24 protein-coding genes are annotated in these 23,327 nt (G+C 72.5%); 12 read left to right on the forward strand and 12 right to left on the reverse strand.

The features are described 5' to 3' along the window. Nucleotides 1-46: 46 nt before the first annotated feature. Nucleotides 47-784, reverse strand: coding sequence for a LysE family transporter (locus ACIPYQ_RS02500; RefSeq protein WP_401245428.1), 738 nt, complete (start codon nucleotides 782-784; stop codon nucleotides 47-49). Nucleotides 785-853: 69 nt separating this feature from the next. Between ACIPYQ_RS02500 and ACIPYQ_RS02505 the strand changes: the two genes are divergently transcribed. Next, nucleotides 854-1,294 carry an Lrp/AsnC family transcriptional regulator gene (locus ACIPYQ_RS02505; protein ID WP_361769140.1) on the forward strand — a complete coding sequence of 147 codons (441 nt, stop codon included), beginning with the start codon at nucleotides 854-856 and terminating at the stop codon, nucleotides 1,292-1,294. Between the two features lie 33 nt (nucleotides 1,295-1,327). Here the strand turns inward: ACIPYQ_RS02505 and ACIPYQ_RS02510 are convergent, their stop codons facing one another. Together ACIPYQ_RS02510 and ACIPYQ_RS02515 are read right to left on the reverse strand one after the other, a co-directional pair. Next, nucleotides 1,328-2,935 carry a GAF domain-containing protein gene (locus ACIPYQ_RS02510; RefSeq protein ID WP_401245430.1) on the reverse strand — a complete coding sequence of 536 codons (1,608 nt, stop codon included), beginning with the start codon at nucleotides 2,933-2,935 and terminating at the stop codon, nucleotides 1,328-1,330. Next, nucleotides 2,932-3,969, reverse strand: a complete 1,038-nt coding sequence (locus ACIPYQ_RS02515; RefSeq protein WP_361769136.1) for a rod shape-determining protein — start codon at nucleotides 3,967-3,969, stop codon at nucleotides 2,932-2,934. The genes ACIPYQ_RS02510 and ACIPYQ_RS02515 overlap by 4 nt, the downstream gene beginning before the upstream one ends. 211 nt (nucleotides 3,970-4,180) lie before the next feature. Between ACIPYQ_RS02515 and ACIPYQ_RS02520 the strand changes: the two genes are divergently transcribed. After that, nucleotides 4,181-4,891 carry an esterase/lipase family protein gene (locus tag ACIPYQ_RS02520; RefSeq protein WP_401245432.1) on the forward strand — a complete coding sequence of 237 codons (711 nt, stop codon included), beginning with the start codon at nucleotides 4,181-4,183 and terminating at the stop codon, nucleotides 4,889-4,891. A 12-nt stretch (nucleotides 4,892-4,903) separates the two neighbouring features. On the opposite strand, the gene ACIPYQ_RS02525 is transcribed toward ACIPYQ_RS02520, so the two are convergent. Then, nucleotides 4,904-5,461, reverse strand: a complete 558-nt coding sequence (locus ACIPYQ_RS02525) for a hypothetical protein (RefSeq protein WP_401245434.1) — start codon at nucleotides 5,459-5,461, stop codon at nucleotides 4,904-4,906. A gap of 78 nt (nucleotides 5,462-5,539) precedes the next feature. On the opposite strand from ACIPYQ_RS02525, the gene ACIPYQ_RS02530 reads away from it, so the two are divergent. Continuing rightward, nucleotides 5,540-6,259, forward strand: a complete 720-nt coding sequence (locus tag ACIPYQ_RS02530) for a hypothetical protein (protein WP_401245436.1) — start codon at nucleotides 5,540-5,542, stop codon at nucleotides 6,257-6,259. A 61-nt stretch (nucleotides 6,260-6,320) separates the two neighbouring features. Here ACIPYQ_RS02530 and ACIPYQ_RS02535 read toward each other — a convergent pair whose 3' ends face one another. Next, nucleotides 6,321-6,746: a MarR family transcriptional regulator gene (locus ACIPYQ_RS02535; RefSeq protein WP_361769128.1), complete on the reverse strand. Its 426-nt coding sequence runs from the start codon at nucleotides 6,744-6,746 to the stop codon at nucleotides 6,321-6,323. Nucleotides 6,747-6,841: 95 nt separating this feature from the next. On the opposite strand from ACIPYQ_RS02535, the gene ACIPYQ_RS02540 reads away from it, so the two are divergent. The 3 genes from ACIPYQ_RS02540 (at nucleotide 6,842) to ACIPYQ_RS02550 (ending at nucleotide 9,229) form a co-directional block, all read left to right on the forward strand. After that, on the forward strand, nucleotides 6,842-7,864 hold the full coding sequence (locus ACIPYQ_RS02540) for an NADP-dependent oxidoreductase (protein WP_361769126.1): 1,023 nt from the start codon (nucleotides 6,842-6,844) through the stop codon (nucleotides 7,862-7,864). 64 nt (nucleotides 7,865-7,928) lie between these two features. After that, on the forward strand, nucleotides 7,929-8,351 hold the full coding sequence (locus ACIPYQ_RS02545; protein WP_327413801.1) for an organic hydroperoxide resistance protein: 423 nt from the start codon (nucleotides 7,929-7,931) through the stop codon (nucleotides 8,349-8,351). 77 nt (nucleotides 8,352-8,428) lie between these two features. Next, nucleotides 8,429-9,229: an EI24 domain-containing protein gene (locus ACIPYQ_RS02550; protein WP_401245439.1), complete on the forward strand. Its 801-nt coding sequence runs from the start codon at nucleotides 8,429-8,431 to the stop codon at nucleotides 9,227-9,229. A gap of 24 nt (nucleotides 9,230-9,253) precedes the next feature. Here ACIPYQ_RS02550 and ACIPYQ_RS02555 read toward each other — a convergent pair whose 3' ends face one another. Beyond that, nucleotides 9,254-10,141, reverse strand: a complete 888-nt coding sequence (locus ACIPYQ_RS02555) for an NAD(P)-dependent oxidoreductase (protein WP_401245441.1) — start codon at nucleotides 10,139-10,141, stop codon at nucleotides 9,254-9,256. 97 nt (nucleotides 10,142-10,238) lie between these two features. Between ACIPYQ_RS02555 and ACIPYQ_RS02560 the strand changes: the two genes are divergently transcribed. The 3 genes from ACIPYQ_RS02560 (at nucleotide 10,239) to ACIPYQ_RS02570 (ending at nucleotide 14,046) form a co-directional block, all read left to right on the forward strand. Beyond that, a complete protein-coding gene (locus ACIPYQ_RS02560) occupies nucleotides 10,239-10,577 on the forward strand; it encodes a helix-turn-helix domain-containing protein (protein WP_361769120.1) in 339 nt (112 codons plus the stop codon). 204 nt (nucleotides 10,578-10,781) lie between these two features. Next, the gene (locus tag ACIPYQ_RS02565) at nucleotides 10,782-12,446 is read left to right on the forward strand and encodes a hypothetical protein (RefSeq protein WP_361769118.1); all 1,665 of its coding nucleotides are present in this window, start codon (nucleotides 10,782-10,784) and stop codon (nucleotides 12,444-12,446) included. Between the two features lie 13 nt (nucleotides 12,447-12,459). Then, complete coding sequence (locus tag ACIPYQ_RS02570; protein WP_401245444.1) at nucleotides 12,460-14,046, forward strand: DUF2142 domain-containing protein; 1,587 nt, start codon at nucleotides 12,460-12,462, stop codon at nucleotides 14,044-14,046. Between the two features lie 69 nt (nucleotides 14,047-14,115). On the opposite strand, the gene ACIPYQ_RS02575 is transcribed toward ACIPYQ_RS02570, so the two are convergent. Further along, a complete protein-coding gene (locus ACIPYQ_RS02575; protein WP_401245446.1) occupies nucleotides 14,116-14,832 on the reverse strand; it encodes a carbon-nitrogen hydrolase family protein in 717 nt (238 codons plus the stop codon). Nucleotides 14,833-14,985: 153 nt separating this feature from the next. Between ACIPYQ_RS02575 and ACIPYQ_RS02580 the strand changes: the two genes are divergently transcribed. Beyond that, a complete protein-coding gene (locus ACIPYQ_RS02580; protein WP_401245448.1) occupies nucleotides 14,986-15,636 on the forward strand; it encodes a hypothetical protein in 651 nt (216 codons plus the stop codon). Between the two features lie 13 nt (nucleotides 15,637-15,649). On the opposite strand, the gene ACIPYQ_RS02585 is transcribed toward ACIPYQ_RS02580, so the two are convergent. Beyond that, nucleotides 15,650-16,228 carry a TetR/AcrR family transcriptional regulator gene (locus tag ACIPYQ_RS02585; protein WP_361769110.1) on the reverse strand — a complete coding sequence of 193 codons (579 nt, stop codon included), beginning with the start codon at nucleotides 16,226-16,228 and terminating at the stop codon, nucleotides 15,650-15,652. A gap of 153 nt (nucleotides 16,229-16,381) precedes the next feature. Here ACIPYQ_RS02585 and ACIPYQ_RS02590 point away from each other — a divergent pair, with 153 nt between their 5' ends. Then, entirely contained in the window at nucleotides 16,382-18,838 is a 2,457-nt protein-coding gene (locus ACIPYQ_RS02590) for a beta-glucosidase (RefSeq protein WP_401245450.1), read from the forward strand. A gap of 109 nt (nucleotides 18,839-18,947) precedes the next feature. On the opposite strand, the gene ACIPYQ_RS02595 is transcribed toward ACIPYQ_RS02590, so the two are convergent. Then, nucleotides 18,948-19,844 carry an SGNH/GDSL hydrolase family protein gene (locus ACIPYQ_RS02595; RefSeq protein ID WP_401245452.1) on the reverse strand — a complete coding sequence of 299 codons (897 nt, stop codon included), beginning with the start codon at nucleotides 19,842-19,844 and terminating at the stop codon, nucleotides 18,948-18,950. A 249-nt stretch (nucleotides 19,845-20,093) separates the two neighbouring features. On the opposite strand from ACIPYQ_RS02595, the gene ACIPYQ_RS02600 reads away from it, so the two are divergent. After that, nucleotides 20,094-20,588 carry a DUF3145 domain-containing protein gene (locus tag ACIPYQ_RS02600; RefSeq protein ID WP_361769104.1) on the forward strand — a complete coding sequence of 165 codons (495 nt, stop codon included), beginning with the start codon at nucleotides 20,094-20,096 and terminating at the stop codon, nucleotides 20,586-20,588. Between the two features lie 67 nt (nucleotides 20,589-20,655). Here the strand turns inward: ACIPYQ_RS02600 and fabF are convergent, their stop codons facing one another. The 3 genes from fabF to ACIPYQ_RS02615 form a co-directional block, all read right to left on the reverse strand. Further along, nucleotides 20,656-21,921, reverse strand: coding sequence for a beta-ketoacyl-ACP synthase II (gene fabF / locus ACIPYQ_RS02605; protein ID WP_361769432.1), 1,266 nt, complete (start codon nucleotides 21,919-21,921; stop codon nucleotides 20,656-20,658). A gap of 79 nt (nucleotides 21,922-22,000) precedes the next feature. Next, a complete protein-coding gene (locus tag ACIPYQ_RS02610) occupies nucleotides 22,001-22,249 on the reverse strand; it encodes an acyl carrier protein (RefSeq protein WP_327413789.1) in 249 nt (82 codons plus the stop codon). A 57-nt stretch (nucleotides 22,250-22,306) separates the two neighbouring features. Next, nucleotides 22,307-23,311, reverse strand: a complete 1,005-nt coding sequence (locus ACIPYQ_RS02615; RefSeq protein ID WP_361769430.1) for a ketoacyl-ACP synthase III — start codon at nucleotides 23,309-23,311, stop codon at nucleotides 22,307-22,309. Between the last annotated feature and the right edge of the window lie 16 nt (nucleotides 23,312-23,327).

Consider the following 23,327-nt stretch of genomic DNA (forward strand, 5'->3'; position numbering starts at 1 on the left):
CCGCAGGTCACCCCCGGGCCGCTCCGAGCCGTCCCGCGGGGCCTGGTCACCCGAGGGACGGGAGGGGGAAGGCGATCTTCAGGGCGTAGGCGGCGACCAGGCCGTAGCCGAGGCGGAAGGTCCAGGCGCGGGCGGTGTCGGAGATGCGGGTGCCGGCGAGCGAGCCGAGGACGACGAGGGCCTGCTGCCAGAGGAGCGAGGCCGCGCCGACGCCGAGGAGGAAGGCGGCTCCGGCCGGGCCGGTGCGGAGGGTGGCGCCCTGGGCGGTGGTGAGGGCGGCGAAGTAGAGGGCGGTGGTGGGGTTGAGGGCGGTGAGGCCGAGGTAGCGCGCGAATGCCTTGGCTGCGGGGTGCGTGCGGGTTCCCGTGCCGGGCGCGACGCCGCTGCCGGGGCTCCGCCCCGGACCCCGCTCCTCAAACGCCGGAGGGGCTGGAGGTGGCGGCGGGGCTGGAGGTGTCGGTGGAGCCGGGGGTTGCGGCAGGGCTGGGGTTGGGCGGGTTGAAGTGGAGAGGCCGTGGGTGGCGATGGTGAGGAGGATGGCGGCCGAGATCAGGCGGACCCAGGCTTCCACCGGGGAGACGTACGAGGCCACCCACGGGCCGACGGCGGTGGCGAGCGCCGCGTAGCCGAGGTCGACCACGGCGATGCCCGCGGCCGCGGCCATCGCCGTACGGCGGTGCCGCATGGCCTCCTGGAGCAGCAGGACGCTCATCGCCCCCATCGGCATCGCCACGCCCAGGCCCGCGACCGCGCCCGCCAGGGCCGGTGTCATCAGTTCGCTCATAGGGCGAGGGTCGGCCCCGGTACCCGACGGATGCGCGCGAATACCGGGCCCGGCTGCGAGAATCGCGGTATGGACCGCCTCGACAGGGAAATCCTCGGCATCCTGCAGCAGGATGCGCGGATCTCGTACCGGGACCTCGGCGTCCGCGTCGGCCTCAGTGCCAACGCCACCGCCGACCGGGTGCGGAGGATGCGCCGGGAGGGGGTGATCCGCGGGTTCACCGTCGTGGTGGATCCGGCCGCCGACACCGCCGGCGGGCTCGTCGTCTTCATCGACGTCACCCTGCGCCAGGACACGACCAACGAGGAGTTCGAGCGGCAGGTCGCCAGGCTCCCGGGGATCACCGAGGCCGTGCACGTGACCGGCGAGCACGACTACCTCGTACGCGCCCGGGCCGCCGACCCCGCCGCCCTCGACGGGCTGCTCCGCCGGCTGAAACGGGAGGCGGGCGTGGCCCAGTCCAACACCCGGCTCGCCCTCCGCGCGGCCAAGCGCCCCGGCCAGACGTAAGCCCCCGCCCCAGCCCCCGCCCCGCCAGGCCTCCTACAGCGCCGACTCCCACGTCACCGACGTGCCCCGGGTGCCCGACTCCGTACGCCCGTCGTCCGCCACCGTCAGGCGGACCCGGGACGGGGTCGCGTCCACCACCACTTCGATGGAGGTGACCCCGCTGCGCCGGTGCGCCGCGGCCAGGGCGGTGCGGAGGGAGGCCAGGAGGTCGGCCGCGACCGGGTCCGGCAGCAGGGCGTCCACCGCGCCCGCGAAGTGCACCGACGGCTGGAAGCCGAGCAGGACGGCCGCCCCGCCCGTCTCGCGCAGGACCCGTCCCCGGAAGGTGGTCGGGGCCTCGGTCGGCGGCTGCTGGAGGGCGAAGATGGCCGTGCGGACCTCCTGGATGGTGGAGTCCAGTTCGTCGACGGCGTGGCCGAGTTCCTCGCCCACCGTGTCTCCGGACGGGGCGTTCGCGGCGCGCCGCCGGGTGCTCTCCAGCATCATCTCGGTGGCGAAGAGCCGCTGGACCACCAGGTCGTGCAGGTCCCGCGCGATCCGGTCGCGGTCCTCGTACACGGCGAGCTGCTCCCGGTCGTGCTGGGCGTCCGCGAGGACGAGCGCCAGTGCGGCCTGGGAGGCGAACTGCGAGGCGAGCAGCCGGTCCACCGCGTCGTACGGGGGGCCGCCCCGGGCGCGCGGCAGGGCCAGGGTGCCGATCAGCTGGCCGCCGCTCTGGAGGGGGAGCATCATGCTCGGGCCGAAACGTTCCCGCACGTGGGTGGTCATCCGGGGGTCCGTCGCCGAGTCCTCGATGAAGACCGGCTCGCCGCCGAGGAGTTGCGTGAGGACCGGGCTGCCGGGGGCGATCGCGGTGCCGACCAGGTCACCGGGGTCCCCGTGGGTGGAGGCGGCGACGATCTCCATGCCGCCCTCGGGGGTCGGCTGGAGCACCACGCCGGCCGCGGCGTCCGCGAGCAGCCGGGCCCGTTCGGCCACGCACATCAGGGCGTCGGCCGCGGGGCGTCCGGCCAGCAGGGTCGTGGTTACCGCGGCGGCGCCGTCGATCCAGCGCTCCCGGCGGCGCGCGGTCTCGTACAGCCGGGCGTTGCCGATCGCTATGCCCGCCTGCGAGGCCAGCACCCGTACCAGGGCGAGGTCCTCGTCCGTGAAGGGGCCGCCGCCGCGCTTCTCGGTGAGGTAGAGATTGCCGAAGACCTCCGTGTGCACCCGGATCGGGACGCCCAGGAAGCTGTGCATGGGAGGGTGCCCCGGCGGGAAACCGGCCGCCCGGGGATCCTGGGCGAGGTCGTCCAGCACGAGCGGGCGCGGGTCGCTGATGAGCGCTCCGAGCAGCCCGGAGCGCCCGTCCGGGAAGCGGGGGATCGCGGCCCGCTCGGCCTCGGTCAGACCGGCCGTGAACAGCTCGGTCAGCCGGGCGCGCTCGGGGTCGACGACCCCGAGCGCGCCGTACCGCGCCGAGCACAGCTCGGTCGCCGAGTCCACGATGTGCTGGAGGGTGGCCTGCAGTTCCAGCTCGGAGCCGACGCTGAGGACGGCATCCAGCAGCACCGGGAGGCTCGCGCCCTCCTCGTCGAACTCCTTGTCGGACTCCTCTTCGAACCTCGTGTCCTCCTCGGGCTCCTGCCCGGAGTCCGTCATTCGGCCAGCGGGTTGAGGACCATGGGGGCGATCTTCCCTTCGAGCATCGCGCCGAGACCGAGTACGGCGCACACGTCCGGCCGTTCCGCGATGGCGACGGGCATTCCGGTGGCGTCCCGCAGCATCTGGTCCAGGCCCGGCAGCAGGGCGCTGCCGCCCACCATCATGATCCCCCGGTCCGTCAGGTCCGCGACCAGGTCCGGCGGGCAGTCCCGCAGCACCTTGCCGATGCCGTCGAGGACGGCGGTCAGCGGCGTGTGGATGGCGTCCCGTACGGCGGCGGTGTCCACGTGGACGGAACGCGCCAGTCCGGTGGCCACGTCGCGGCCGTGGATCAGGGTGTGGGCCGGCCCCTCGTCGGTGATGCCGTTGCCGTGCAGGGCCAGTTGGAGCGGCCGGACGGCCTGGCTGGGCAGCATCAGCTCGTGCGCGTGCCGCAGGTGCTGGACGACCGCGTGGTCGATGGCCTCGCCGCCGACCGGGATCCGCTCCGCGGTGACGATCGAGCCGAGGGAGAGGACGGCGACCTGGGTGGCCGCGGCCCCGCACACCATGATCATCGTCGCGGTCGGCTGCTCCACGGGCAGTCCGCAGCCGACGGCCGCCGCGATCAGGGTGTCGACCAGTTCGACGCGGCGGGCGCCGAGCCCGACGAGGGTCTCCACGGTGGCCCGCTGGGCCAGCGGGTCCGCGTCGTGCGGGGTGCAGGCGGCGGCCCGCAGCCGGGGCTTGCGGCGCAGGGCGCGCCGGAGCTTCTCGCCGAGGAGGTGACGCAGCATCCGCTGGGCCATCTCGATGTCGACGACGGTGCCGCCGGAGACGGGGCGTACGACCCGGATGTAGTCGGGCGTGCGGCCGGTCATCCGTTCGGCGAAGGTTCCGACGGCGATGAGCGCGCCGGTGCGCGTGTTGACCGCGGCGACGCTGGGCTCGTCGACCACGAGGCCGGCGCCCTTGACGTACACGCGGGTCCTTGCCGCCCCCAGGTCGACGGCGACGTGGCAGCGGCGCAACTGCTCAAGACTGACGGTCACGGCAGATCCTCCCGAGAGCGCTGACGCAAGAGGACCGGCGGAAATGCCGGTCACTTTCCATATCATCTCGGACATATGGGTCTCACCGCTTGTTGGGCTGCTCCGGCCGGGGGTGCGGCGCGCCTGCATGGGGGTGGATTTCTGTACCGACAGGCAGCACCATGCCCGCACCGCACGCGCTACTCACGCGTAACAAGGTAAAGGGGACCCGATGCTGACGGCCCGACAGAGACTGCCGGCACTCCTGACGCTCTGCCTGGCGCTGACGGCGCCGATCTCGGCCCATGCCGCCGACCGGGTCCCCGCCCCCGCCTCTGACCAGGCGTCATCGCGCAATCCGGTGATCTTCGTGCACGGCTACAACGCCGATCCGGGCGTCTGGGGAGCCCTGCGCGGGGACCTGCGCGCCGCCGGATACGCCGACTCCGAGCTCTTCTCCTGGGGCTACGACACCCACCAGTCCGTCAACGAGGTCCTCGCCGGGCGGCTCGCCGCCTACGTCGACCAGGTCCGCCGGGACACCGGAGCCGCCCGCGTCGACGTCGTCGCGCACTCCTTCGGCTCGCTCGTGAGCCGCTGGTACGTGAAGTTCGGCGGCGGCACGGCCACCGTGGACCACTGGGTGTCGCTGGCCGGCCCCAACCGCGGCACCTCCACCGCGTGGGCCTGCGCCCTGTGGGACCAGGCCTGCCGGGACATGACCCCCGGGTCGTACGTGGTGAAGAACCTGAACGGCGGGGACGAGACCCCGGGCGCGGTGAAGTACGCGACCTTCTGGTCGAACTGCGACGAGGTGGTCAACCCGGACGACAGCGTGCCGCTGACCGGCGCCGCCAACACCCCGGTCGGCTGCCTCAAGCACAACGACCTGCTCGGCGACGACGGCACCTCGGCGGGCGTCCGCGCCTTCCTCGCCTCCTGAACCCGTACGGGACTAAGCACCCTCGACCGCGACCCGCTGGAGCAGGCCGTACGTGAACTCCGCCACGCACGGCCTGCCCCGCGCGGCGAAGGCGAGGCGCCAGCGCGTCGGGGCGGTGCCCTCCATCGGCCGGACCGGGGCGAAGGCCCGCGCCACCTCGTCGACCGTCGCCGACCAGGGCCGCAGGTCGTCCGGCGTCTCCAGTACGGGCCCCCGCGCGCCCGGCGCCCGCACCAGCCACTCGTTCCACACCGCCCCGTCCGGCGCGGCCAGCACCTCGAAGCGCAGGTCCGGCCAGAGGGGCAGCGGCCACAGCAGGGCCTCGCACTCCAGATCGCCGATCGTGCGGCGCTCGGCGGACTCCGCCGGTCCGAGCACCGAGCGGTACCGGGCCAGGGCGCCTCGGGAGCGGGGCGACCGGACCATCGCCTGCCAGTGCTTGTTGGCCTCCCGCTGGTCCGCGAGCGAGGCGCCGAGCCGGCGGCGGGCCTCGTCGGCGAGTTCCGGCTGGAAATCCGACATCCGCCGCAACAGCACCAACTGGAAGGCCGCCGGACCGAAGAAAGTCATGGAAGCAACGATTCCACACAGGATCCTTACGTTCTCGGAATACGGATGTTGCCGCTCACCACGTAGCCTGCGGGCGCCATGAACTACTGCCACGCATGCCGGAGGCACCTCAACGGCGCACTGGCGTGCGCCGGATGCGGAACGCCCGCCGAGTACCTGATACCCGCCGCGCCCGCCGCCGCGCAGGCCGCCCCCGTGGCGCCCGCAGCGGAGCCGCCGCCGGTGCTGGCCGACGTGTACGCCGACTCGCTGGTCGTGCTGTCGGCGCCGAACGAGCGCAGGCAGGGCGCGCGCCGCCGGGCCACCCACCGCAGACGCCGCCGGACCGTCCTGACCATCGGGCTCGGCCTGGCGGTCGCGCTCGGGGGGTCGCTGGCGGTGGCCCACATCGCCACCGACGGGCAGCGCACCGACCGGGCCGCCACCGTGGTGCTGACCGACGACGGCCCGCAGCAGCCCGCCCCGCTGCCGGACGCGCCGACGGCCGGGGCGCCCACCGGGTCCGGGAAGACCACCACGAAGGCCGCCCCCGCGGGCACCAAGAAGTCCGGGTCCGGGGCGCCCTCCGGGGGCGTCACCCAGCCGGGTCCGAGCCCCTCCGCCCCCGCCCCCGCGACGTCCGGGCCGGCCTCCGGCACCCCCGGCCCGGGGGGATCCGTACAGCCCAGTACGTCGGGCCGGCCCTCCCAGAGCATCACCGGGACCACGCAGACGCCGCCGCCTCCGGTCCCGCCGAAGCCCTCGCCCACGCCGACCAAGGACTGCGGCTTCCTCGGCATGCTCTGCTGGGGCGACTGACCAGAGGCGTCCGGCCTCCTGCTCCCGGCCCCCTGCTCCCGGCCCCCTGCTCTCCGAGCCCCTACCCGTCGAGCATCCGCTTGAGCAGGTCCCGCAGCATCGCCCGCTCCGCCGGGGACAGTCCGGCCAGCGGTTCGCGCGCGAAGTCCAGCGACTCGCGCAGCCGCTCCGCGGTCTGCAGCCCCTCCTCGGTGGGCGCGGCCAGCTTGACCCGCCGGTCGGCCGGGTCCGGGCGGCGCTCGACCAGGCCGCGGGTCTCCAGCCGGTCGACGATCCCGGTCACGTTCGAGGGCTCGCACCTCAGCTTCTGGGCGATGCGGCGCATCGGCGTCGGCTCCAGGGAGAGCATGTTCAGCACCTTGGCCTGCGCGCCGGTCAGCTGGTGGCTGGCGGCCGCGTGCTCGTACTCCATGTGGTAGCGGGCCACGACGTCGCCGATGAGCTCGACGACCTCGACGGTCACTGGGTCTGTGCGACGACTGGGCATGGAACCAGCGTACCCATTTACTTGACAACATGAAATATCCAGGCGCATGGTTGTTTCACCTAGTGAAGCAAATTCGTTCTTACGAGGAGCGCCCCATGTCTGAGATCCCCGCCGTGAGCCGCGAGTGGCACCTCGTCCGTCGCCCGCAGGGCTGGCCCGTGGCCGAGGACTTCGCCCTGCGCGAGGTCCCCGTGTCCGCGGAGCCCGCCGCCGGCCGGATTCTCGTGCGCAACCTCCACATGTCCGTGGACCCCTACATGCGCGGCCGGATGAACGACGTGAAGTCCTACGTCCCGCCGTTCCAGCTGGACGAGCCGATGCAGGGCGGTGCCGTCGGTGAGGTCGTCGCCTCCGCCGCCGAGGGCTTCGCCGTCGGCGACCACGTCCTGCACATGCTGGGCTGGCGCGAGTACGCGGACCTCGACGCCGCGCACGTCGTCAAGGTGGACGCCTCGCTCGCCCCGCTCTCCGCCTACCTCGGCGTCCTCGGCATGCCGGGCCTGACCGCCTACGCCGGCCTCTTCGAGGTCGCCTCCTTCAAGGAGGGCGACGCCGTCTTCGTCTCCGGCGCGGCCGGTGCGGTCGGCAGCCTCGTCGGCCAGTTCGCCAAGATCAAGGGCGCCTCCCGGGTCATCGGCTCCGCCGGCTCGGACGAGAAGGTGACGCTGCTCACAGAGAAGTACGGCTTCGACGCCGCCTTCAACTACAAGAACGGCCCCGTCGCCGAGCAGCTGCGGGACGCCGCCCCCGAGGGCATCGACGTCTACTTCGACAACGTCGGCGGCGACCACCTGGAGGCTGCCATCTCCTCCCTGAACGTGAACGGCCGGGCCACCCTGTGCGGCGCGATCGCCGGCTACAACGACACCGAGGCCGCCCCCGGCCCGCGCAACCTGATGCAGGTCATCGGCAAGCGGCTGCGGCTCCAGGGCATCCTCGTCAACGACCACGCCGACCTGCAGCCGCAGTTCGTCCAGGACGTCGCCGGATGGCTGCGTTCCGGTGAGCTCCGGTACGACGAGACGGTCGTCGAGGGCGTCGAGAACGCGACGTCCGCCTTCCTCGGCATGCTGCGCGGCGAGAACACCGGAAAGATGATCGTTTCCTTCACCGGTTAGGCTCACTGCACACCGTCGTGACCGTGGGCGCGAGTCGCGGCGATTACCAGGAGGATTTCCTTACATGTCCATCCAGCAGTCCGACGTCGCGTACACCGCCGTAGCCACCGCCGAGAACGGCCGTGACGGTCGCGTCGCCACCCACGACGGCCAGCTCGACGTCGTCGTGAACCCGCCGAAGGAGCTCGGCGGCAGCGGCGCCGGCACCAACCCGGAGCAGCTGTTCGCCGCCGGCTACAGCGCCTGCTTCCAGGGCGCCCTGGGTGTCGTCGCCAAGAACGTGAACGCCGACATCTCCGGCTCCACGGTCACCGCCGAGGTCGGCATCGGCAAGAACGACGAGGGCTTCGGCCTGATCGTCAAGATCTCCGCCGTGATCCCCAACGTGGACGCCGCCACCGCCAAGGACCTCATCGAGAAGGCCCACGAGGTCTGCCCGTACTCCAAGGCGACCCGCGGCAACATCACCGTTGAGCTCGCCGTCTGATCCGGCACCGCTCAGCGAAGGCCGCACCCCGTCAGGGGTGCGGCCTTCGCCGTGGACCGCAGCCGTAAACTGGCCCCATGCGCGATCTTGCGGGGGGCTTCCGGTATCTGCTGGCCGGACAGCGATGGGTGTTCCGGCACGGCCGGTGGTTCGGCTTCGGGCTGCTGCCCGGGCTCGTCTCGCTGGTCCTCTACGCCGGCGCGCTGATCGGGCTCGGCTACGGGGCCGACGACCTGACCGCCTGGGCGACCCCGTTCGCCGACGACTGGTCCAAGCCGTGGCTCGGGCTCTTCCGCGGCTTCCTGACCACGCTGGTCTTCGGCCTCGGGCTCTTCCTCGCGGTGATCACCTTCACCGCCGTGACCCTGCTGATCGGCCAGCCCTTCTACGAGTCCCTCTCGGAGCAGGTCGACCGCAGCGAGGGCGGCGAGGTCCCGAAGTCCGGGCTGCCGCTCTGGCTGGAGCTGTGGATCTCGGCACGGGACAGCGTGAAGGTGCTCGCGAGGGTGCTCCTGTACGGGATCCTGCTCTTCGCCCTCGGTTTCATCCCGGTGATCGGGCAGACCGTGGTCCCGGCGCTCGGGTTCTGCGTCTCCGGGTACTTCCTGACCCAGGAGCTCACCGCCGTGGCCCTGCAGCGGCGCAAGGTGGAGCTGCCCGAGCGGCTGGAGCTGCTGCGGTCGCGGCGGATGCTGGTGCTCGGCTTCGGGGTGCCGCTGGTGCTGTCGTTCCTGGTACCGCTGGTCGCGGTGTTCCTCATGCCGGGCGCGGTGGCCGGGGCCACCCTCATGGCGCGCGACCTCCTGCGTACCGACGAGGCTCCGGCTGCCGAAACCGCTCCCGCGGGTTTCGGACCGCCGCCGCCCGCGTACTCGTAACCGCCGGGCCGCGGCCCGGGCCCGCTACCGCTTCAGCAGCAGGATGGCCCCCGTCGTGTCCTCCCCGCCGTGCGCGGCCGGGTCGGCGGCCAGCCGGCGCCGCAGCAGGTCCACGTACGGGGAGACCAGCTCGGTGCTGACGCCCTGCTCCTCGGAGGTGCGCAGCATCGTGCCGGTGCCCGTGACCTGCATGGCCAGGTTGGACACCACGCCCGAGGTGAAGTCCCGCGAGGTCAGCCGCTCGGCGGCGTTGCCGATGAAGAAGCCCATCGCGCCCAGCCACTCGGACAGCAGCGGAGCCAGGTCCTTCGGGGCGATGTCCTCGCCCTCTATCAGGGCGTAGGCGTGCGAGATGCCGGCGAACATCCCCCACATCGCGCTGAGCAGCGCCACGTCGTGCAGGGCGGCGTGACCGGCGTCCTCGCCGACGAAACGGGCCCCGGCCGGGACCTCCAGGGTCGTCCGGTGGGTGTCGAAGAGGGCGCGCGAGCCGCTGTAGAAGACGTACCCGCCGGCCTCGGGCGCGCCGATCATGCTCGGCGTGGCCATGATCCCGCCGTCCACGAACCGGGCCCCGCGCTCCTCGGCCCAGGCGGCCCGCGCCCGGCCCTCGGCCGGGGTGCCGGTGGTCAGGTTCACCAGGTCCTTGCCGGTCAGGTCGACGCCGTCCAGGGCGGAGCCGACGGAGGAGTCGTCCAGCAGGCAGACCACGACGAGCCCGTTCGCGGCGACGGCCTCGGCGGGGCTCGCGGCGACGGTGGCCCCTTCGGCGGCCAGTGCCCCGGCCTTGGCGGCGGTGCGGTTCCAGACGGTGAGCCGGTGTCCGGCGGCGAGCCAGGTGCGGGCGAGGGCGGTGCCCATGTCGCCGAGTCCGAGCAGGGTGAGCGAGTTCCGAGGTGTGTTGTCAGTCATGGCGTTTAGCCTGCTGGCAGGCTGTGAGGCGCTCAAGTACGCACTTTGGAGTGGGTGGTTACCCCAAGGTGAGCGAACAGGTGGGGAGGGGTGCGCGATGGCGGTGACACGAAGGCCCGGTGCCGATCACTGCGGGATCGCCGCGGCGATGTCGGTGATCGACGGCAAATGGAAGGTTTCGCTCCTGTGGGAGCTGGAGCAGAGCCCGAGACGCCGCTTCGGCGAACTGCGCAGGCTCGTCCCCGGCGTCTCCGAGAAGGTGCTCGCCGCGCAGCTGCGCGAGATGGAATCGGACGGCATCGTCCACCGCGAGGTGCACGAGGAGGTTCCGCCGCGCGTCGAGTACTCCCTCACCCCGCTGGGCCAGAGCCTGAACGCGGCCCTGGAGTCCCTGGGGGAGTGGGGTACAAAGCATCTGCTACCGGACTCCGCGTAGCCGACTCGTGATCAGCCACCGGCCTCCGTCACCCCCCGGTGGGCCCGTAGTATGCATGGCGGCAGCAAGTGCCGAGGCCGTCTCCCACTGCCCTTGAGTCCGCCCCGGCCCGCAGCTTCGGGGAGAAGCCCGGAGCCGGGCAGCGGCTTGCCGAGCCACGACCGGCCACCGGGCCGAGGACCGACCAGCAGTAGGGACACAGCAGTGACAGTCAGTACCGAGGGCACGGTCGCCGTGCTGCCCCCGGGCGGACCGGCCGCGCCCGACCGCCCGATACCCGCCGTCCGGCGCGGTCTCGGTTCCCGCGGCACGCTCCTGCTCCTCGAAGCCGTCGTCGCGTTCGGCGCCGCGCTCGTGCTCCCGCTGCTGGCCGTCCGCTTCAAGCTCAACCCCCTGGACCGGATCGCGCAGGTCAGCGGCCTCGCCGCGATCCAGCTGCGGTTCGCGCTCGTCGGTCTGCTGTTCATCGGCGCGGTGGCGCTGGCCATGCGGCTGCGGGGAGGCCGGCACTTCGACCTGGCCGCCCGGATCGCTGCCGCCGCCCTCGCGGGCCTGGCCAGCGGCTTCGTCGCGGCCGGCGCGGTCGTCGCCCTCCACGGGACGCCCTGGCCGATGTTCGGCCTCAACGGCGACAGCGGCCGCATCGTCGAGTGGGCCCACGCGGTCGCCAACGGCCGCCCCTCGGGCTCGCCGGTCTACCCGCCGGCCCCCCTCTACACCCTCGGCTACTACGCCGAGTGGTTCCGCGGCGGCAACACCGCGTACGCGTTCAAGGACCTCCAGATCCTCGGCGCCGCCGCCTTCGGGCCGCTGGTCTACCTCTGCTGGCGCATGCTGCTCGGCCCGGTCCGGGCCCTCGCCTTCGGCGTGGCCCCGGCCTTCGCACTGATCGACGCGTACAAGCCGTACAGCCAGACCGTGCTCGTGGTGCTCGTGCCGGTCCTGGTGGCGATGGTGGTGTCGCTGAGCCGCAGCGGCACGCAGGGCTGGCGGCCGCTCCTGCTCAAGGGGGCCGGATTCGGCGCGCTGCTCGGCGTGCTGTTCCTCACCTACTCGGGCTGGTTCCTGTGGAGCGCGGCCGGTGTCCTGTTCGCCGCGCTGCTGTACTTCCCGTGGCGGACCGGCCGGCTCGGCCGGCTCAAGGGCGCCGCCTTCCTCGGCGCCTCCCTGGGGGCCTTCCTCGTGGTCGCCGGCCGCTACCTCGCGGTCATGCTGACCGAGGGCCAGACCACCAAGGACTACAACTTCCGGTTCGACAACTTCACCGACCCGGCGTACTACCTCATGTGGCGCACGGACATGCCCGGCAAGGTCGGCGAGTGGCCGCCGCCCGGCGAGTACGGCGGGGTCGGCCTGTTCGCCCTGGTCACCTTCGTCTGCCTCGGCGCCGCGATCTGGCTGGGCATCCGCAGGCCGATGGTGGTCACCGTCGCCGCGATGTTCATCAGCGCCTGGGTGATGCGCATGTACATCGCCTCGCACATGTACGAGACGCAGACCGTCCAGCTCTACACCCGCACGAACAACCAGCTCCTCTACTGCGGGCTGCTGCTGTGCGCACTGGTCGTCCACCTGGTCTCGCAGCGGATGGCCGCGCGCCGCGCCGAATCCGCGAGCACCACGGAAGGCACCGGCTTCCCGGGCCGCGAGGGCGCGGTGATCGGAGCCCTGTGCGCCCTGCTGCTGCTCCTCGGCACCGTCTCCTCCTCGATGGCCGACCGCTACATGCCGGCCAAGGAGAACACGTACCGAATCCTGCCGTGGGTCTCGCACACCATCACGGAGCAGGACGGCAGCTGCCCGAAGTACGCGCCCGGCGGCACCTGCTCCAAGGACGGCGACCAGAGCTGGCTGAGCTTCATCCGATGACCCGGGGGAACCGATGAACTCCGCACTGACGCGGCTGGCCGACTGGTCCGCCGGCACACCCAGGCGGCTCTGGCTGATCTCGTTCGCGCTGTTCTTCGCGCTCACGGGCTCCTGGTCCGCCGCCAGCCCCATCGGCGGCTCGCCCGACGAACACGCGCACTTCATCCGTGCCGCGGCCGCCGCCCGGGGCCAGATCAGCGGACCCCTGGTGATGGTCCCGCACCGGGTGGCGGGAATCGACGGGCAGTTCGCCGAGGCCGGGATGCAGCTCCCGGAGTGGTACGGGAACCTGGCCACGGTGCACGAGTGCTACGCGTGGCGCCAGTCCCAGCCCGCGTCCTGCGCGCCCTCGCTCGGCGACTCCGAGAAGATCGTCCAGGTCCCCACGGCGGCCGGCCGCTACCACCCGGCGTACTACCTGGCGACCGGCTGGCCCAGCCTGCTCGCCGACGGCCCCAAGGGGCTGTACCTCATGCGCTTCATGTCGGCGCTGCTCTGCTCGGCCCTGCTGGCGAGCGCGGTGGTCACGGCCGCCGAATGGCGGCGCCGCTCGCTGGCCGTGCTCGGCGTCCTCGCCGCCACCACGCCGATGACGCTCTACATGTCCGGCATGCTCAACCCCAGCGGCGGCGAGATCGCCGCCGGGATCCTGGTGTGGACGGCCCTGCTGTCGATCGTCCTGTCACCCGACCCGGTGCTGCTGAACCGGCGGCTGGCCAGGCTGGGCACCGGCGGCCTGGTCCTGATCAACATCCGGCCCCTCGGACTGATCTGGTTCGGCGGAGCGGTGGTCTTCTGCCTGCTGCTGACGCAGCGGCGCGGGGTGCTGGGATCCGTGCTGCGCCGCAAGGCCCTGTGGCTCTGGACGGCCCTGCTGGGCCTGGCGACGGCCGGTGCGCTGTACTGGGCGGCGAGGCACCCGGACCGCTCGAAGATAGACATCCCCGACTCGCTCACCGCGGGCGTGGCCGCGAAGCGCACCCTCGGCAACACCGACTGGTACATCAAGCAGATGGTCGGCTTCTTCGGCTGGCTGGACACCCCCGGCCCGGCCCTCCTGTACCTGGTGTGGATGGGGGTGCTCGCGACGCTCGTCGCGCTGGCCCTGGTCTACGGCCACAAGCGGGACGTGCTGGCGGTGGTCGGCATGCTGGTGGCCATCGTGATGGTGCCGGTGGCCGCGCAGGCCTCGGAGGCGGAGCGGATCGGCATGGTGTGGCAGGGCCGCTACCTGCTGCCCTTCGCCGTCGGCCTGCCGCTGATGGCCGTGCTGATCTGCGCCACGCGCGTCCCCGCCCGCGGTTTCCCCTGGCGGCGGCTGGTCGGCCTCTGCGTCGGAGGCCTGGCGCTGGCCAACGTGGCGGCGTTCTACTGGACGCTGCGCCGGTTCGCCGTCGGCAACAAGGCCTCGTGGGTGCCGACCTCGGCGCACTGGGCCCCGCCCGGCGGCTGGGTCTTCTGGACCGGTGTGTACGCCGTGGCGGCCCTCGCCCTCGTCGTGCCCGCCCTGGTCTCGGACCGCAAGGCCGCCGCGCCGCAGCTCCCGGACCTCGACGCCCCGCGTCCGGACCGCGAGGTGAAGGTGCCCGAGCCGGCCTGAAGCACGGCTTGAAGCACCGCCTGACGCACCCCGCCCGCCACGCGCACCCCGCCTGGCCCGCACACCACGTCAGGCGGCGGGGCCGACCTCGGCGGTCACCACCGACGGCGTACGGTCGTCCGCCTCGGCGAGCAGGGAGCCGCCCGGGGCCCACACGGCCGCGCGGCCGCAGCCGGTCCACGGGCCCGCCGGGCCGACGTGGTTGGCGAGGACCACGTACAGGCCGTGCTCCTTCGCGATCCCCGGGTACACGGTGGCGCGCTCGCCGATCCCGTCGCCCGTCCCGTACAGGGAGCTCGCCAGGTGCACCCGGCAGCCGTCGGCCGCGCCCCGGCCGGGCAGTTCGGGGAAGTGGTTGTCGTAGCAGATGCCCAAGGAGAAGCGGATCCCGCCGAGTTCGAAGCGCCCGTCGCCCGTGCCGGGCGCGAAGACGTCCTGCTCGTGCCGGAAGAGGTGCTGCTTCGCGTACGTGGTCACGTGCGCGCCGTCCGCGTCGTGCACCAGCGTCGCGATGGCGGGGCGCGGGCCGGCGGTGGGCAGGGCGACGTTGACGGCCGTGGCGATGCCGGCGGAGCGCAGCGGGTCCAGGCGCGGGTCGTCGGCTGCCGTCCACAGGCCGGGGTCGGCCGCCAGCGCGTCCGGTTCGTAACCGGTGAGCGTGAACTCGGGGAACACCACCAGTGCGGCGCCCTGTTCGCGGGCCGCGGCGGCGAGAGCGGCGGCCCGCGCGACGTTGGCGTGGACATCGGCGGGGACACAGGTCATCTGGGCTGCGGCGATCTTCATTCGGCCGAGGATGCCAGCCGGGTGGTGCCCGGGCCCTTCCGGGGGGTCGACGTACCGGCGGGGCGGAGGGATGCTGTAACGACGCGCTCACGCAGCGCGGTCGACGGTTCCGGCGTGCGGGGGGTATCCGATGCGACGTGACGGTTCAGCCTGGTGACGGCCCCCGACTGGGTCCAGCCCGTCCTCACCGGGGCCTTCCTGGTCCTCGCGTACCGCGTCGTGCGGACGTCCGGCGCGGGTCTGCGGGCGGCCGTGGCCTTCATGGTCGTGCTGAACGCGGGAATGCTGTGGCTGCTGTGGGACGACGGGCCGCCGTGGGCGGTGCCGGCGGTCGTCGCGGTCTCCCTGGTGGCGGCCGTGGTCAACATCGTGGCCGCGGCCCGGACCGCGCTCGAACGCATCGAGCGCGTGGACACCGCCCGCTTCCGGGAGCTCGTGGGGCACGTGGCGGGCTCCGAGGGGCCCCAGGTGATGGGCGTGTGCGTGACGTACACCGGCGCGCTGGTCCTCACCGCCTTCGGCAACGACGCCCGGCCGGAGGGCCGGCAGTTCCACCTGCCGCCCGGCCCGGACTGCCCGTTCTGCCTGGTGGAGGATCAGATACGGGATTTCCTCGGGGCGGTGGACCCGCTGCTGGGCGAGTACCGAGGGCACCTGGAGGCGGGCAGCAGCCGGCACCTCCTCGTCAAACGGCCGTCCACCGCGGGGCCCTGGACGGGCCGGCTCCGCGACCGGGCGTACTACCGGGTGCCCCGCCGCCGGCCGTCCTGCCCGGTCCACGACCCGCTGCTCGGCCCGCCCTAGCCCCGACCGCCCGCTAGGAGTCCGCAGGGCCCCGCAGGAGGGCCAGGAAGGAGCGGAAGGCGGCGGGCATGTCCACCGACTCGGGGGCGAGCAGCCACTGGTACTGGAGGCCGTCCATGACGGCCGTCAGCAGCGGAGCCGCCTGTTCCGGGGTCAGGCCCGAGGGGAGGCGGTCGCCGAACTCGGCGCGGAGCACCGCCGCCATCTCCGCACGGACCTGGGCGTAGCGCTCGGTGAAGAACTCCCGTGCCGGGTGCCCGTCGGTGACGCTCTCGCCGAGCAGCGCCGAGAAGGTCTGCACGATGCCCGGGCGCATCGCGTTGTACTCCACCAGCGAGGCCAGCAGGTCGAGGCGCCAGGTCTCGGCCGCGGCGCGCGAGCCGCCGCCGGTGTCCCAGCGGTCGCGCTCCTCCAGCACCGCGACCAGCAGCGCCTCCTTGGTCGGGAAGTAGTGCAGCAGCCCCTGCTGGGTCAGGCCCACGCGTTCGGCGACCGTGCCCAGGGACGCGCCCCGGTAGCCGCGCTCCGCGATCACCTCGACGGCCGCGCGGACGATCTCCCCGCGGCGCTCCTCGCTCCTCGCCCTGACCATCGCCCCGCCACCCCTTCCCGTACGACTCCTGCCAGCAGGACCGTACGTCATCTTGATATCACGAAAAGATTACGAACCCTACCGTTCAACAGGTAACGGGTCCACGATGGGGGCACCGCACCGCACCACCGCACTCAACGAGGAGGCACGGCCGTGACCGATGCCGATCAGGTCCGCACCAGCGTCGTCGAAGTGGCGCTCGGGAAGCTCGATCTCGACACCAAGGCCCGACTGCTGGCAGGGCAGGACATGTGGTCGCTGCCCGCGATCCCGGAGATCGGGCTGCAGTCCCTGGTCATGTCCGACGGCCCCATCGGGGTCCGCGGCGTGCGCTGGACCGCCGACGACCCGTCCATCGCCCTGCCCTCCCCGACGGCGCTCGCCGCCGCCTGGGACCCCGAGCTCGCCCGCCGCGCCGGCCGGCTCCTCGCCCAGGAGGCCCGCCGCAAGGGCGTCCACGTCCTGCTCGCACCCACCGTCAACCTGCACCGCTCCCCGCTCGGCGGCCGCCACTTCGAGTGCTACTCCGAGGACCCGTACCTCACCGGGGCCGTCGGCAGCGGCTACGTGAACGGGGTCCAGGACGGCGGGGTCGGCACCACCGTCAAGCACTTCGTCGGCAACGAAGCCGAGACCGACCGGTTCACCGTCGACTCGGTCATCGCGCCGCGCCCGCTGCGCGAGCTGTACCTGGCGCCCTTCGAGGCCATCGTCGCGAACGCCCACCCGTGGGGCATCATGACCGCCTACAACCAGGTCAACGGCACGACGATGACCGAGCACCGGTACCTGGTGAACGAAGTCCTGCGCGGCGAATGGGGCTTCGACGGGTACAACGTCTCCGACTGGATGGCCGCCCGCTCCACCACCGGCGACATCGAAGGCGGCCTGGACGTGGCCATGCCCGGCCCCACCACCGTCTACGGACCCGCCCTCGCCGAGGCGGTCCGTGCCGGGGAGGTCTCCGAGTCCCTCGTCGACGACGCCGTGCGCAACGTCCTGCGCCTCGCCGCCCGCGTCGGAGCCCTGGAGGGCGCGCCCGCCGTCGTCGAGACCGCCCCGGCCCCGGTCGACGGGCAGGCGCTGGCCCGCGAGCTCGCCGCCCGCGGCTTCGTCCTCGTGCGCAACGAGACCGCGCCCGGCGGAAGGGCCGCCCTGCCGCTCGACGCCTCCGCCGGCCGCACCGTCGCCCTCTCCGGCGCCGCGGCCCGCGATGCCCGCGTCCTCGGCGGCGGCAGCGCCACCGTCTTCCCCGAGCGGATCGTCTCCCCGCTCGACGGCCTCACCGCCGCCCTCCCGGAGGGCGCCCTGACCTTCACCGTCGGTGCCGACCCCTCCGACGAACTGGTCCCCGCCGACAAGGGCTTCGAGCTCCGCGCCGTCTGCCGCGACGCCTCCGGCGCCGTCGTCGGCGAGGGCAGCCTGCCGACCGGCCAGGTCCAGTGGATCGGCGACGACCTGCCCGCCGGCGCCACGTACGAGACCATGGCGAGCATCGAGGTCACCGGTACGTTCCTCCCGCGCGAGAGCGGCGAGCACGCCTTCGGCACCCGCGGACTGGGCGCCTTCAGCCTCGCGGTCGACGGGCGGACCCTCTGGGAGGGCGTCCAGGAGATGGGCAACGAGGCCGACCCCTTCGAGGCCTTCTTCGGGGCCCCCAGCGAGCGCGCCCGCGTCATCGTCACCGAGGGCGAGCCCGTCGAGGTGTCGCTGACCTACCAGGTCCCCGACGTGTCCGCGCTGCCGCTCAAGGCGATCATGTTCTCGCTGCTCCACCTCGGCCCGCGGAGCGACGCCGACGAGCTGATCGCCGAGGCCGTGGCCGCCGCCCGCACCGCCGACACCGCCGTCGTGGTCGTCGCCACCACCGAGCGCGTGGAGTCCGAGGGCTTCGACCGGCAGGACCTCACGCTCCCGGGCCGCCAGGACGACCTGGTGCGCGCCGTCGCCGCCGTCAACCCGAACACCGTGGTCGTCGTCAACGCGGGCTCCCCGGTGGAGCTCCCGTGGCGCGAGGACGTCGCCGCCGTGCTGCTGACCTGGTTCCCCGGGCAGGAGGGCGGGGCCGCGCTGGCCGACGTACTCCTCGGCGACGCGGAGCCCGGCGGGCGGCTGCCCACCACGTGGCCCGCGCGGTTCGCGGACGCGCCCGTCACCGAAGTCGTCCCCACCGAGGGGCGCCTGGAGTACCGGGAGGGGCTCTTCATCGGCTACCGGGCCTACGAGAAGCACGGCGTGGCCCCCGCCTTCCCCTTCGGGCACGGCCTCGGCTACACCGACTGGGCGTACGAGTCCCTGGAGGCCACCGCCGACACGGTCCGGGTCCGCCTCACCAACACCGGTACCCGGCCCGGCCGCGAGGTCGTCCAGGTCTACCTCGCCCCGGTCGACGACACTGTGGAGCGCCCGGCAAGCTGGCTGGCGGCCTTCGCGGGCGTCACGGCGGGACCCGGCGAGACCGTCGAGGCCGTGATCGACCTGCCCGCCCGGGCCTTCGAGATCTGGGACCAGGAGGCCTCCGACTGGCAGCGGATCGGCGGTGCCTACGAGGTCCGCGCGAGCCACTCGCACGGTGACACGCGGCTGACGGCCACGCTCGACATCGCGTAACACACCGTAACCATCGGAAATGGCTGGAAATCACCCCTGAATCACCCCTGAAAGCCGGTCCGGGGGCGAGGCCTGACCCTCACCCCCGGACCCTCCGTGCACAGTGGCGTCAACGTGGCGGTTCGGCAGCCGTCACCTGGCGGTGCGCCAGTTCCGCCAGCCGTGCCTGCCCGTCCTTGCCCGGATGGAACCAGTCCCAGCGGCTCAACTGATCCGCCGCGAAGGGGTACTGGAACACCGCCCCGCCGTCGTAGCGGCACAGCGCGTCCTTCCCGCAGACCTCGCGCAGCACCTCGTTGTACTCGACCACCCGCGCCCGCACCTGCTCGCGACGGGCCGTCGCCCCCGTCGCCGCCGACAGCGGGTCGGCGAGCATCGACTGACAGATGCCCAGCTTCCAGATCTGCCGCACCATCGGGAGGTCCTTGCCCTGCTCCCACAGCCGCTGGAGGTCCGGCACGCTGGAGACGTACACCTGGGAGGAGGGGGACGCGGCCCGGAGCCCGGCGAGGGCCTTCTCGAACCCGTCCCGGAACTCCGCCACCGGCGTCATCGACGAAGCCGTGGGCCGGCAGGCGTCGTTCGAGCCCACCATGACCGTGACCAGGTCGGGCTTGTGTGCGGCGGCCCCCGTCAGCTGCCCCGGCAGGTCCGCCATCCGGGCGCCGGTCACCGCGTAGTTCCAGCTGCGGGAGGGCGCCTCGGCGTCCCCGAGCAGCCGGGCGGCGAGGGAGCGGACCGCGGGGTCGTTCCCGGTGGCCCAGGAGACCTCCGGGCAGTCGGCCAGGACCGAACAGGCGTCGAAACCGCGTGTGATGGAGTCGCCCACGGCCGCGACCGAGGCCGGCGCCGTGTTCCAGCGCGGAGCGGCCTGCGCCCCCCGCTCGCCCTCGCCGTGCGACCCGCCCGAGCTGCACCCCGTCGCCGTGCCGGCCAGCAGCACGGCCGCCGCACCCGCGCCCGCGAGGATCCGGCGCGCGCGGCGGCGCGGAGCGGTGGTGCGCATGGGAAGGGCTCCTCCTTGTCGCCCCCTCATCGTTCGGGGGGTCCTGCTGAGTGAAAGCTCTGTGTTTACGGGTCTTGTAGCGACCGTACGTCACACCATGACCCCTGGCGCACGGTAGCTTTTTCCCGTGGCGTTTCGGCCGCAGGTCCCGTAGCGCAATGTCAAATAATTTCCGTTACATTACATCACGTCACATACTGTCCGTTTTCTGGAGTTTATTCCCGACCTCGTCCACCACTGGAGGTCCCGGTGACGACACGTGGAGTTCTGTACGTGCATTCCGCACCGCGCGCGCTCTGCCCGCATGTGGAATGGGCTGTTGCGGGCGTGCTCGGGGTGCGGGTGAACCTCGACTGGATCAGGCAGCCCGCCTCCCCGGGCACCTGGAGAGCCGAGTTCTCCTGGCAGGCCGAAGCGGGCACCGCCTCGAAACTCGCCTCCGCGCTGCGCGGCTGGCACCTGCTGCGCTTCGAGGTGACCGCGGAGCCGTGCGCGAACGCCGAGGGCGAGCGCTACAGCTCCACCCCGGAGCTCGGCATCTTCCACGCCGTCACCGGCATGCACGGCGACATCCTGATCCCGGAGGACCGGCTGCGCGCCGCCCTCGCCCGGTCCGCACGCGGCGAGACCGACCTGGAGGCGGAGATCTCCAAACTGCTCGGCAAGCCCTGGGACGACGAACTGGAGCCCTTCCGCTACGCGGGCGAGGGCGCCCCGGTCCGCTGGCTCCACCAGGTGGTCTGAACCCGTACGACGCGAAGGGCCCCGCACAGCAGTCGCTGTGCGGGGCCCTTCGCCGTGCGGTACGGGATCAGACGGTGCGGAACGCCAGGGTGACGTTGTGACCGCCGAAGCCGAAGGAGTTGTTGATCGCGGAGATCGGGCCGTCGGCCGGCAGCTTGCGGGGCTCGCCGCGCACGATGTCCGCGTCGATGTCCTCGTCGAGCTCGTCGACGTTGATCGTCGGCGGGGCCAGCCGGTTGTAGAGCGCCAGCACGGTCGCGACGGTCTCGATACCGCCCGCGCCGCCCAGCAGGTGACCGGTCATCGACTTGGTCGCGGAGATCGCGATGTGGTCGAGGTCGTCGCCCAGCACCTTGCGCAGGGCCTTCAGCTCGGCCGTGTCGCCCTGCGGGGTCGACGTGGCGTGCGCGTTCAGGTGGACCAGCTCGGCCGGGTCGAGACCCGTGTTGTCGAGCAGGTTCTGCACCGCGGCCGCGACACCGCGGCCGGTCGGCTCCGGCTGCGCGATGTGGTGGCTGTCCGCGGACAGACCCTGGCCCAGCACCTCGCAGTAGACCCGGGCGCCGCGCGCGGCGGCGTGCTCGGCGGACTCCAGGATCACGACGCCCGCGCCCTCGCCCAGTACGAAGCCGTCACGGCCCTTGTCGTACGGACGGGAGGCCTGCTCGGGGTTCTCGTTGTTCTTGGACATCGCCATCATGTTGGCGAACGCGGCGATGGGCAGCGGGTGGATCGCCGCCTCGGTGCCGCCCGCGACGACCACGTCGGCACGGCCGGTACGGATCATCTCGACGGCGTAGCCGATGGCCTCGGCGCCGGAGGCGCAGGCGCTGACCGGAGTGTGCACGCCCGCCTGGGCGTTGACCTCCAGGCCGACGTTGGCCGACGGGCCGTTCGGCATGAGCATGGGGACGGTGTGCGGGGAGACCCGGCGCACACCCTTTTCCTTCAGTACGTCGTACTGGTCGAGCAGGGTGGTGACACCGCCGATACCGGAGGCGATCACCGTGCCCAGGCGCTCGGGGCGGATCTTCTCGTCCTCGCCGGCCGGGGCGGTGTAGCCGGCGTCGGCCCACGCCTCGCGCGCCGCGATGACGGCGAACTGCGCCGAGCGGTCGAGCTTGCGGGCCAGCGGCCGGGGCAGGACCTCGCTCGGGTCCACGGCGGCACGGGCGGCGATGCGTACCGGGAGTTCGGCGAAGCGCTCGCCCTCCAGGGGCGTCACGCCGGAACGGCCGGCAAGCAGACCTTCCCAGGTCGAAGCGCTGTCGCCACCCAGCGGAGTGGTTGCGCCGATACCGGTGACGACCACGGTGCGATTGGTCGGGCTCACAGGAATTCTTTCTCCACGTCTCAGGGGGTGCTGAATTGTCACGGCGCCACCGCCAGGTGGCGACAAACGCTCGTCAGGCTCAGGCCTGGTGCTTCGCGATGTAGTCCGCGGCGTCGCCGACCGTCTTGAGGTTCTTGACGTCCTCGTCCGGGATCTTGACGTCGAAGCGCTCTTCGGCGGCGACGACGACCTCGACCATGGACAGCGAGTCGACGTCCAGGTCGTCGGTGAAGGACTTCTCGGTCTGGACGTCCTCGACCGGGATGCCCGCGATCTCGTTGACGATCTCCGCGAGACCGGCGACGATCTCTTCCTGCGTGGCGGCCATGTGGCGCTCCTTCTCTGGGTAACTGGGTAGAACAGGACCGGGATGTGGATCCCGGCCCTAGGGGAGGGTAACGACCGTCGCGGCGTAGACGAGTCCCGCCCCGAAGCCGATGACGAGCGCGGTGTCGCCGCTCTTCGCCGCTCCGGTCGCCAGGAGCCGCTCCATGGCGAGCGGGATCGAGGCGGCCGAGGTGTTGCCGGTGGTCTCCACGTCACGGGCGACCGTGACGTGCTCCGGCAGCTTCAGAGTCTTCACCATCGAGTCGATGATCCGCATGTTCGCCTGGTGCGGAATGAAGACGTCCAGGTCATCCGCGGTGATCCCGGCGGCGTCGAGCGCCTGCTGGGCCACCTTGGCCATCTCGAAGACGGCCCAGCGGAAGACCGCCTGACCCTCCTGCGTGATGGCCGGGAACTTCTCGGCGGTGTCCTTGGTGCGGAACTCGTCCCACGGCACGGTCTGCTTGATGGTGTCGGACTTGTCGCCCTCCGAACCCCACACCGTGGGGCCGATGGCCGGCTCGGCCGAGGGACCGACGACCACGGCGCCGGCGCCGTCGCCGAACAGGAAGGCCGTCGCGCGGTCCTCCAGGTCCGTCAGGTCCGAGAGCCGCTCCACGCCGATGACGAGGACGTACTCCGCCGAACCTTCCACCACCATGCCCTTGGCCAGGGTCAGACCGTAGCCGAAACCGGCACAGCCCGCGGAGATGTCGAAGGCGGCGGGCTTGACCGCGCCGATCCGGTGCGCGATCTCGGTCGCGACGGCCGGAGTCTGCTTGAAGTGCGAGACCGTCGAGACGATCACGGCACCGATCTGCTCGGGGGAGACACCGGCATCGGCCAGCGCCTTGCCCGAGGCCTCCACCGACATCGCGGCGACCGTCTCCTGGGGCGAGGCCCAGTGGCGGGTCGCGATGCCCGAGCGGGAGCGGATCCACTCGTCGGAGGAGTCGATGGTCTCGAGGATGACCTCGTTGGGCACCACGCGGGTCGGGCGGTAGCCGCCGACTCCGAGGATGCGGGCGTACGGGGAGCCCTTGGCCGGCTTGATCTTGGACATGCTGTGTGGGCTCCTT

The sequence above is a fragment of the Streptomyces sp. NPDC090045 genome (assembly GCF_044747975.1).
Taxonomy (GTDB): Bacteria; Actinomycetota; Actinomycetes; order Streptomycetales; family Streptomycetaceae; genus Streptomyces.

Coding starts and splice junctions, on each gene's coding strand:
- ACIPYQ_RS02500 (WP_401245428.1), bottom strand. CDS start 784: ATGAGCGAACTGATGACACCGGCCCTGGCGGGCGCGGTCGCGGGCCTG.
- ACIPYQ_RS02505 (WP_361769140.1), top strand. CDS start 854: ATGGACCGCCTCGACAGGGAAATCCTCGGCATCCTGCAGCAGGATGCG.
- ACIPYQ_RS02510 (WP_401245430.1), bottom strand. CDS start 2,935: ATGACGGACTCCGGGCAGGAGCCCGAGGAGGACACGAGGTTCGAAGAG.
- ACIPYQ_RS02520 (WP_401245432.1), top strand. CDS start 4,181: ATGCTGACGGCCCGACAGAGACTGCCGGCACTCCTGACGCTCTGCCTG.
- ACIPYQ_RS02525 (WP_401245434.1), bottom strand. CDS start 5,461: ATGACTTTCTTCGGTCCGGCGGCCTTCCAGTTGGTGCTGTTGCGGCGG.
- ACIPYQ_RS02530 (WP_401245436.1), top strand. CDS start 5,540: ATGAACTACTGCCACGCATGCCGGAGGCACCTCAACGGCGCACTGGCG.
- ACIPYQ_RS02535 (WP_361769128.1), bottom strand. CDS start 6,746: ATGCCCAGTCGTCGCACAGACCCAGTGACCGTCGAGGTCGTCGAGCTC.
- ACIPYQ_RS02540 (WP_361769126.1), top strand. CDS start 6,842: ATGTCTGAGATCCCCGCCGTGAGCCGCGAGTGGCACCTCGTCCGTCGC.
- ACIPYQ_RS02545 (WP_327413801.1), top strand. CDS start 7,929: ATGTCCATCCAGCAGTCCGACGTCGCGTACACCGCCGTAGCCACCGCC.
- ACIPYQ_RS02550 (WP_401245439.1), top strand. CDS start 8,429: ATGCGCGATCTTGCGGGGGGCTTCCGGTATCTGCTGGCCGGACAGCGA.
- ACIPYQ_RS02555 (WP_401245441.1), bottom strand. CDS start 10,141: ATGACTGACAACACACCTCGGAACTCGCTCACCCTGCTCGGACTCGGC.
- ACIPYQ_RS02560 (WP_361769120.1), top strand. CDS start 10,239: ATGGCGGTGACACGAAGGCCCGGTGCCGATCACTGCGGGATCGCCGCG.
- ACIPYQ_RS02570 (WP_401245444.1), top strand. CDS start 12,460: ATGAACTCCGCACTGACGCGGCTGGCCGACTGGTCCGCCGGCACACCC.
- ACIPYQ_RS02575 (WP_401245446.1), bottom strand. CDS start 14,832: ATGAAGATCGCCGCAGCCCAGATGACCTGTGTCCCCGCCGATGTCCAC.
- ACIPYQ_RS02585 (WP_361769110.1), bottom strand. CDS start 16,228: ATGGTCAGGGCGAGGAGCGAGGAGCGCCGCGGGGAGATCGTCCGCGCG.
- ACIPYQ_RS02595 (WP_401245452.1), bottom strand. CDS start 19,844: ATGCGCACCACCGCTCCGCGCCGCCGCGCGCGCCGGATCCTCGCGGGC.
- ACIPYQ_RS02610 (WP_327413789.1), bottom strand. CDS start 22,249: ATGGCCGCCACGCAGGAAGAGATCGTCGCCGGTCTCGCGGAGATCGTC.
- ACIPYQ_RS02615 (WP_361769430.1), bottom strand. CDS start 23,311: ATGTCCAAGATCAAGCCGGCCAAGGGCTCCCCGTACGCCCGCATCCTC.